This window comes from Enterobacter sp. DN (assembly GCF_046054285.1).
Classification (GTDB): domain Bacteria; phylum Pseudomonadota; class Gammaproteobacteria; order Enterobacterales; family Enterobacteriaceae; genus Enterobacter; species Enterobacter hormaechei_C.
In genome coordinates, this window is the sequence record NZ_JBJJTG010000015.1 from 20,648 (window position 1) to 29,191 (window position 8,544).

Annotated in this window: 9 protein-coding genes and 1 riboswitch; of the genes, 6 read left to right on the forward strand and 3 right to left on the reverse strand. The window is 56.3% G+C overall.

Annotated features, from left to right (window positions below; genetic code table 11):
• Positions 1 to 38 precede the first annotated feature (38 nt).
• Positions 39 to 148: riboswitch (TPP riboswitch) on the reverse strand.
• A gap of 54 nt (positions 149 to 202) precedes the next feature.
• Positions 203 to 700: an Rsd/AlgQ family anti-sigma factor gene (locus tag ACJTMZ_RS21905; RefSeq protein ID WP_017384077.1), complete on the reverse strand. Its 498-nt coding sequence runs from the start codon at positions 698 to 700 to the stop codon at positions 203 to 205.
• A 95-nt stretch (positions 701 to 795) separates the two neighbouring features.
• Here ACJTMZ_RS21905 and nudC point away from each other — a divergent pair, with 95 nt between their 5' ends.
• The 6 genes from nudC to ACJTMZ_RS21935 all read left to right on the forward strand — a co-directional run bounded on the left by nudC (position 796) and on the right by ACJTMZ_RS21935 (position 5,148).
• Positions 796 to 1,569, forward strand: coding sequence for an NAD(+) diphosphatase (gene nudC / locus ACJTMZ_RS21910; protein ID WP_015569966.1), 774 nt, complete (start codon positions 796 to 798; stop codon positions 1,567 to 1,569).
• A 38-nt stretch (positions 1,570 to 1,607) separates the two neighbouring features.
• Positions 1,608 to 2,672: a uroporphyrinogen decarboxylase gene (gene hemE, locus ACJTMZ_RS21915; RefSeq protein WP_022650209.1), complete on the forward strand. Its 1,065-nt coding sequence runs from the start codon at positions 1,608 to 1,610 to the stop codon at positions 2,670 to 2,672.
• 9 nt (positions 2,673 to 2,681) lie between these two features.
• Entirely contained in the window at positions 2,682 to 3,353 is a 672-nt protein-coding gene (gene nfi / locus ACJTMZ_RS21920) for a deoxyribonuclease V (protein WP_062939283.1), read from the forward strand.
• A 41-nt stretch (positions 3,354 to 3,394) separates the two neighbouring features.
• Positions 3,395 to 3,985: a YjaG family protein gene (locus tag ACJTMZ_RS21925; protein WP_003862310.1), complete on the forward strand. Its 591-nt coding sequence runs from the start codon at positions 3,395 to 3,397 to the stop codon at positions 3,983 to 3,985.
• A 186-nt stretch (positions 3,986 to 4,171) separates the two neighbouring features.
• Positions 4,172 to 4,444 carry a nucleoid-associated protein HU-alpha gene (gene hupA / locus ACJTMZ_RS21930; RefSeq protein WP_002445246.1) on the forward strand — a complete coding sequence of 91 codons (273 nt, stop codon included), beginning with the start codon at positions 4,172 to 4,174 and terminating at the stop codon, positions 4,442 to 4,444.
• A gap of 11 nt (positions 4,445 to 4,455) precedes the next feature.
• The gene (locus tag ACJTMZ_RS21935; RefSeq protein ID WP_017384076.1) at positions 4,456 to 5,148 is read left to right on the forward strand and encodes a DUF1481 domain-containing protein; all 693 of its coding nucleotides are present in this window, start codon (positions 4,456 to 4,458) and stop codon (positions 5,146 to 5,148) included.
• Positions 5,149 to 5,196: 48 nt separating this feature from the next.
• On the opposite strand, the gene purD is transcribed toward ACJTMZ_RS21935, so the two are convergent.
• A complete protein-coding gene (gene purD, locus ACJTMZ_RS21940; RefSeq protein WP_252011178.1) occupies positions 5,197 to 6,489 on the reverse strand; it encodes a phosphoribosylamine--glycine ligase in 1,293 nt (430 codons plus the stop codon).
• Positions 6,490 to 6,504: 15 nt separating this feature from the next.
• On the reverse strand, positions 6,505 to 8,094 hold the full coding sequence (purH, locus tag ACJTMZ_RS21945; protein ID WP_023295751.1) for a bifunctional phosphoribosylaminoimidazolecarboxamide formyltransferase/IMP cyclohydrolase: 1,590 nt from the start codon (positions 8,092 to 8,094) through the stop codon (positions 6,505 to 6,507).
• Positions 8,095 to 8,544: the final 450 nt, after the last annotated feature.

The following is an 8,544-nucleotide window of genomic DNA, read 5'->3' on the forward strand; positions in this document are numbered from 1 at the left end:
GATGAAGCAAGAGAAGATCGCCTCAGGGGCGATACAACAGCAGTGTGACTCTTGTTCCCTTCGCAGGTATTAACCTGATCAGGTTCCGCGGATCCCGAATTAACGGTCTCAGCCCGTGCTTTCACACTGGGCACTCCGACAAGAAAAATCCCCCTCGTGAGAGGGGCGAATGGTTGTAAATTACTCGTTAACGATTAAGAACTCAAGCAGGGCGCGCAACGTTATCGCTGGTGCTGATATTCAGGTTGTTGTCCAGCACGAGGGCGATGAGCTTGTCTTCCAGCGTGAATCGCTCTTCCAGCGCTTCGCCAAGGTCGGAAAGCGCCTGCTGAAACTCAAGATAGTTATCGTGATCGATAGCGTTCTCTAGCGTGGAATCGTAGTAGTCCATGATCTGCTGGGTGTTGGCTTCCAGCAGCGGACAGAGTTTGCTGGCCGCTAAATACGGCGTTGTCCCTTCCATTTCGCGGATAATGCGTTCATAAAGGTTGAAATGGCCGTCGGAAAGGTAGTCGACCAGGCTCTGACAGAAGTCGTCCAGCGCTTTTTCATTCAGCCGCATAAAGGATTCTTTGCCAGGCTTAAGACCAACCAGATTGTAATACGCCACGAGTAGATGCTTGCGCACATGTAGCCAGCGATCCACCAGGGTGTTACTTCCTCCAACGCGCTCAGTCAGGCTTTCCAGCTGGTTTAACATGGTCGACTCCATAAGGTTTAGAATGGGATCTGCTTATCCAAAATGTAACCATAATGCTAACAACATGTCAGTGAAGCGAAGGTAGTGCAATAGATATGGATCGTATTATTGAAAAATCAGATCTGGGTTGGTGGATCGTCAGTCACGAACAAAAATTATGGCTGCCCGGTGGGGAGATACCCTACGGTGCGGCAGACATCTTCGATCTCGTCGGCCAACCGGCGCTGCGGATCGGCGAGTGGCAGGGCGATCCGGTATGGTTGATCCAACAGGCTCGTCGTCAGGATATGGGATCCGTTCGTCAGGTGTTGGATCGGGATGTCGGCCTGTTCCAGCTGGCGGGGCGCGGCGTGCAGCTGGCGGAGTTTTACCGCTCGCACAAATACTGCGGCTACTGCGGCCACACCATGCACCCGAGCAAAACCGAGTGGGCAATGCTTTGCGGCCACTGCCGTGAACGCTATTACCCGCAAATCGCACCGTGCATCATTGTCGCCATCCGCCGTGATGATTCCATCCTGCTGGCGCAGCATACCCGCCATCGCAACGGCATTCACACCGTCCTCGCCGGGTTCGTGGAAGTCGGCGAAACGCTGGAACAGGCGGTGGCGCGCGAGGTGATGGAGGAGAGCGGCATTAAGGTGAAAAACCTGCGCTATGTGACATCGCAGCCGTGGCCGTTCCCGATGTCCCTGATGACCGCGTTTATGGCGGAATACGACAGCGGCGAGATTGTTATCGATCAGAAAGAGCTGCTGGAGGCGAACTGGTATCGCTACGACGATTTACCGCTGCTGCCCCCACCGGGAACGGTGGCGCGTCGCCTGATAGAAGATACCGTGGCAATGTGTCGGGCCGAGTATGAGTAGTGTTACACTGACGGACTGACGCAATAAGGAACTGCAAAATGACCGAACTGAAGAACGATCGTTATCTGCGTGCGCTGCTGCGCCAGCCCGTTGATGTCACCCCGGTGTGGATGATGCGCCAGGCGGGACGCTATCTGCCAGAGTACAAAGCCACGCGCGCGCAGGCAGGCGATTTTATGTCGCTGTGCAAAAACGCCGAGCTGGCCTGTGAAGTGACGCTCCAGCCGCTGCGCCGCTTCCCGCTCGATGCCGCCATTCTTTTTTCGGACATTCTCACCATTCCGGATGCGATGGGCCTTGGGCTCTATTTCGAAACCGGAGAAGGCCCGCGTTTTACCTCTCCGATCAAAAGCAAAGCCGACGTTGATAAGCTGCCGATCCCCGATCCTGAAGGCGAGCTGGGCTATGTGATGAACGCCGTGCGCACCATTCGCCGCGAACTGAAAGGCGACGTGCCGCTGATTGGCTTCTCCGGTAGTCCGTGGACGCTGGCCACCTACATGGTGGAAGGCGGCAGCAGCAAAGCCTTTACCGTCATCAAAAAGATGATGTACGCCGAGCCGCTGGCCCTGCATGCCCTGCTCGACAAGCTGGCGAAGAGCGTCACGCTCTATCTCAACGCGCAGATTAAAGCGGGCGCGCAGTCGGTGATGATTTTCGACACCTGGGGCGGCGTGCTGACCGGACGTGATTATCAGCAGTTCTCCCTGTACTACATGCACAAAATTGTCGATGGCCTGCTGCGTGAAAACGAAGGCCGTCGCGTGCCGGTGACGCTGTTTACCAAAGGCGGCGGTCAGTGGCTGGAAGCGATGGCGGCCACCGGCTGCGACGCGCTGGGCCTCGACTGGACCACCGATATTGCCGATGCGCGCCGTCGCGTGGGGGACAAAGTGGCGCTCCAGGGCAACATGGATCCGTCCATGCTCTATGCGCAGCCTGCCCGTATCGAAGAAGAAGTGTCGACTATACTGTCTGGTTTCGGCCAGGGCGAAGGCCACGTCTTCAACCTCGGTCACGGTATTCATCAGGATGTACCGCCAGAACACGCTGGCGTATTTGTGGAGGCGGTGCATCGGCTTTCTGCCCAGTATCATAAGTAAGGAGTGGTTATGGATCTCGCGTCGCTACGCGCTCAGCAAATCGAACTGGCTTCATCAGTGATCCGCGAGGATCGTCTGGATACGGACCCTCCGCGGTACATTGGCGGGGCGGACGTCGGATTTGAGCAGGGCGGTGAAGTGACGCGAGCGGCGATGGTGGTGCTGAAATACCCTTCGCTGGAGCTGGTGGAGTACAAGGTGGCGCGTATCGCCACTACCATGCCCTATATCCCCGGCTTTCTCTCCTTCCGCGAATATCCCGCGCTGCTGGCCGCGTGGGAGCAACTCTCGCAAAAACCCGATCTACTGTTTGTTGATGGGCATGGTATCTCCCATCCGCGTCGCTTAGGCGTCGCCAGCCACTTTGGTCTGCTGGTGAACGTGCCGACCATCGGCGTGGCGAAAAAACGCCTGTGCGGCGCGTTTGAGCCGCTCTCTGCCGAACCGGGCGCACTGGCGCCGCTTATCCATAAAGGCGAGCAGCTGGCGTGGGTCTGGCGCAGTAAAGCGCGCTGCAACCCGTTGTTTATCGCCACCGGGCATCGGGTCAGCATGGATAGCGCCCTGGCGTGGGTGCAACGCTGTATGAAGGGCTACCGTTTACCGGAGCCAACCCGCTGGGCCGACGCCGTGGCCTCTTCACGTCCGGCATTCATTCGTTGGCAGGAAATTCAGCCGTGATTCAGGTAAACTGCGGCTAATTTTCGATTCGAGACATCATCATGTTACAAAACCCGATTCATCTGCGCCTTGAGAAGCTGGAAAGCTGGCAGCACGTGACGTTTATGGCTTGCCTGTGCGAGCGCATGTATCCCAACTATGCCGCGTTCTGCAAGCAGACGGCGTTTGGCGAAGGCCAGATTTATCGTCGTATCCTGGATTTAATCTGGGAGACGCTGACGGTCAAAGATGCGAAGGTAAATTTTGACTCTCAGCTCGAAAAGCTGGAAGAGGCTATTCCGGCTGCGGATGATTTCGACCTGTATGGCGTCTACCCGGCCATTGATGCCTGTGTGGCGTTGAGCGAGCTGATCCACTCCCGTCTGAGCGGTGAAACCCTGGAACACGCCATTGAAGTCAGTAAGGCATCCATTACCACCGTTGCGATGCTGGAAATGACCCAGGAAGGCCGTGAAATGACCGACGAGGAGCTGCGTGCTAACCCGGCGGTTGAACAGGAATGGGATATTCAGTGGGAAATTTTCCGTCTGCTGGCGGAGTGTGAAGAACGTGATATTGAGCTGATCAAAGGGCTTCGCGCGGACCTTCGCGAGGCCGGTGAGAGCAATATTGGTATAATTTTTAACCAATGAGACAACAAAACGTGATTTAACGCCTGTTTTGTCACTCCTCGACTCTTCCCTTTCGCCCCCCGTCTGGTCTACATTTGGGGGGCGAAAAAAAGTGGCTATCGGTGCGTGTATGCAGGAGAGTGCTTTTTTGGCATTTTCGTCGCACTCGATGCTTAGCAAGCGATAAACACATTGAAAGGATAACTTATGAACAAGACTCAACTGATTGATGTAATTGCGGACAAGGCTGATCTGTCTAAAGTGCAGGCTAAAGCTGCTCTGGAATCTACCCTGGCTGCTATTACTGAGTCTCTGAAAGAAGGCGATGCTGTACAACTGGTTGGTTTCGGTACCTTCAAAGTGAACCACCGCGCTGAGCGTACTGGCCGCAACCCGCAGACCGGTAAAGAAATCAAAATCGCCGCAGCTAACGTGCCGGCATTTGTTTCTGGTAAAGCACTGAAAGACGCAGTTAAGTAAGACGCGTGGCAGTGAACAGTTTTAACGAAGGGGCGGCAACGCCCCTTTTGTCATTCTGGCGTGGAACGCTCGCGCTGGCAGGCGTACTGTTGCTGTCTGCCTGTAGCCATGATTCCTCACTCCCCCCGTTTACCGCCAGCGGCTACGCTGACAACCAGGGTGCGGTCAGGATCTGGCGCAAAGATTCCAGCGATGAAGTCCATATGCTCACCGCATTCAGCCCGTGGCATAACGGCAACACCTCGACCGCAGAATACCGCTGGCAGGGCGATGCGCTGTCGCTCATTGAACTGAATATCTACAGTAAGACTCCCGAACACGTGAAGGTGCGTTTCGACGACCACGGCGAGCTGAGCTTTATGCAGCATGAGGTCAGTGGACTGAAACAGCAGCTTTCCAGCGATCAGGTCGCTCTCTACCGCTACCGTGCTGAACAACTCCGCCAGACCAGCGATGCGCTGCGTCAGGGCCGCGTGGTGCTGCGCCAGGGGCGCTGGCATGCCGACGGCACGGTGACCACCTGCGAAGGGCAGACGGTGAAGCCTGAGCTTGAATCCTGGGCAACCGAACACATCCAGCGTCGTCAGCGGCATTCATCTGTGGAGGTGAGTGTGGCATGGCTGGAAGCGCCGGAAGGCTCTCAGCTGTTGCTGGTGGCGAATGAAGATTTCTGCACCTGGCAGCCGACAGAGAAGAGTTTCTGACGTAAATCCCCTCTCCCTGTGGGAGAGGGTTAGGGTGAGGGTGTGAAATTACTCTCCCTGCTCCCGCGCAATGGCACGATAGCCGATATCCTGGCGGCTGAAGCTGCCATTCCAGTGAATATCCGCCATCAGCGCATAGGCGCGCCTCTGCGCCTCTGCCACGGTCTGGCCCAGCGCGGTCGCACACAGCACGCGACCGCCGTTGGTGAGCACGCAGTCGTCGTCAGAGAGCTTTGTACCGGCGTGGAACACCTTCGCACCGTCAATCTCTTCCAGCGGCAGGCCGTGGATCTCATCTCCGGTGTTGTAGCTACCCGGATAGCCACCCGCAGCAATCACCACACCTAAAGAGGCACGCTCGTCCCACTCGGAAGTTTTCTCGTCCAGCTTGCCTTCGCACGCCGCCAGACACAGATCAACCAGATCGGACTTCATGCGCAGCATGATCGGCTGGGTTTCCGGATCGCCGAAGCGGCAGTTGAATTCAATCACCTTCGGGTTACCCTGCTTGTCGATCATCAGGCCTGCGTAAAGGAAACCGGTGTAGGTATTGCCTTCCGCAGCCATCCCCTTCACGGTTGGCCAGATGATGCGGTCCATGGTGCGCTGGTGTACTTCGTCAGTGACCACCGGAGCAGGGGAGTAAGCTCCCATCCCGCCGGTGTTTGGCCCCGTGTCGGCATTGCCTACGCGCTTGTGATCCTGGCTGGTCGCCATCGGCAGAACGTGCTCGCCGTCAACCATCACGATAAAACTCGCTTCTTCGCCGTCGAGGAACTCTTCAATCACGATGCGGTGGCCCGCGTCGCCAAAGGCGTTACCCGCCAGCATATCCTGCACGGCGGCTTCCGCTTCTTCGAGGGTCATCGCCACGATAACGCCTTTCCCGGCAGCCAGGCCGTCGGCTTTGATCACAATCGGCGCGCCTTTTTCACGCAGGTAAGCCAGAGCAGGCTCTACCTCGGTGAAGTTCTGATATTCCGCCGTCGGGATGTTATGACGCGCGAGAAAATCTTTGGTGAAGGCTTTTGAGCCTTCCAGCTGCGCAGCCCCTTCCGTTGGGCCGAAAATTTTCAGGCCCGCGGCGCGGAAGGCATCTACAACGCCGATCACCAGCGGTGCTTCCGGGCCAACAATCGTCAGATCGATATTCTCGTTTTGGGCAAAGCTCAGCAGCGCCGGGATGTCGGTTACGCCGATGGCGACGTTCTGTAGCGCGGGCTCCAGCGCGGTCCCGGCGTTACCCGGTGCCACAAAGACGGTTTCAACCTGCGGAGACTGCGCTGCTTTCCACGCCAGGGCGTGCTCGCGCCCGCCGTTACCAATCACTAATACTTTCATTTTCTGCTCCGGGAATTAATGGCGGAAGTGGCGCATGTCGGTGAAGATCATTGCGATGCCATGCTCGTCGGCAGCGGCAATCACTTCGTCATCACGGATTGAACCGCCAGGCTGGATCACACAGGTGATGCCCACAGCAGCGGCCGCATCGATACCGTCGCGGAACGGGAAGAAGGCGTCAGAGGCCATGGCGGAACCTTTGACTTCCAGACCTTCGTCACCTGCTTTAATACCCGCGATTTTCGCAGAGTAAACGCGGCTCATCTGGCCTGCGCCTATTCCGATGGTCATGTTCTCTTTGGCGTAGACGATGGCGTTGGATTTCACGAACTTCGCCACTTTCCAGCAGAACAGCGCGTCACGCAGTTCCTGCTCGGTTGGCTGACGTTTGGTGACGACACGCAGATCGGCTTCGCCCACCATACCCAGATCGCGGTCCTGAACCAGCAGCCCGCCGTTCACGCGCTTGAAGTCCAGGCCTGGAACGCGCTCTGCCCACTGGCCGCAAACCAGTACGCGCACGTTCTGTTTCGCCGCGGTGATTTTCAGCGCCTCTTCGGATGCTGATGGCGCGATGATCACTTCGACAAACTGACGGGAGATGATGGCCTGCGCGGTTTCCGCATCCAGCTCGCGGTTGAAGGCGATAATGCCGCCGAACGCGGAGGTCGGGTCGGTTTTGTAGGCGCGATCGTAAGCTTCCAGAATAGACGCACTTACCGCAACGCCGCATGGGTTGGCGTGCTTGACGATAACGCAGGCTGGCTCGCTGAACTCTTTCACGCATTCCAGCGCGGCGTCGGTATCGGCAATGTTGTTATAGGAGAGCGCTTTGCCCTGAACCTGCTGGGCAGTCGCTACAGAGGCTTCTTTTACCTCTTCTTCTATATAGAAGGCAGCCTGCTGGTGGCTGTTCTCACCGTAACGCATATCCTGCTTCTTAATGAAGTTCAGGTTCAGGGTGCGCGGGAAGCGGCCAGATGGATCTTTGCTTTCACCGTGGTAGGCAGGTACCAGGCTACCGAAATAGTTGGCGATCATGCTGTCGTAGGCGGCGGTATGCTCGAAGGCTTTGATGGCGAGATCGAAACGCGTTTCAAGCGTCAGGGACCCTTCGTTGGCATCCATCTCATTAATAATGGCGTTGTAGTCACTGCTCTTTACCACGATGGCCACATCTTTATGGTTCTTGGCTGCGGAGCGCACCATGGTCGGGCCGCCGATGTCGATATTCTCAACAGCGTCTTCCAGAGAACAGCCTTCGCGGGCAACGGTCTGGGCGAACGGGTAGAGGTTAACAACCACCATGTCGATGGGGGCAATATTGTGCTGCTCCATAATGCCGTCGTCCTGACCGCGACGGCCCAGAATACCGCCGTGCACTTTCGGGTGCAGGGTTTTGACACGTCCATCCATCATTTCCGGGAAACCGGTGTAATCGGACACTTCGGTTACCGGCAGACCTTTATCTGCTAACAGGCGAGCGGTACCGCCTGTAGAAAGCAGCTCTACGCCACGTGCAGAAAGTGCCTGAGCGAATTCGACGATACCGGCTTTATCAGAAACACTGAGCAGAGCGCGGCGGACTGGACGACGTTGTTGCATGGTAAATCCCCTGGATTTCACGATTACAGAGAGCGTTAGATGAATTTTCCTGTGAAAAACTCATCTAACACACCTGACGAGGCATCCTTGTGAAGCGCGAGCATTTTAACGAAAACGTTTGCGCAACGCTCGCACATTTTTACTTTTTCGTATCATTGTGGATAAGTCTGTGCGTAAAAAGGTATAAGGCGGGGTTTTGCTGTGGAATGCAGCAGTCAGTCATTTTTCTGTCATTTAGCGGTTGCGGCCTGCGGAGAACTCCCTATAATGCGCCTCCATCGACACGGAACATGTGAATCACTTCACAAACAACCGGGTCGGCTGAAGAGAAAAATCCTGAAATAACGGGTTGACTCTGAAAGAGGAAAGCGTAATATACGCCACCTCGCGACAGAGCGCTGAAGCGCGTCGCAACTGCTCTTTAACAATTTATCAGACAATCTGTGTGGG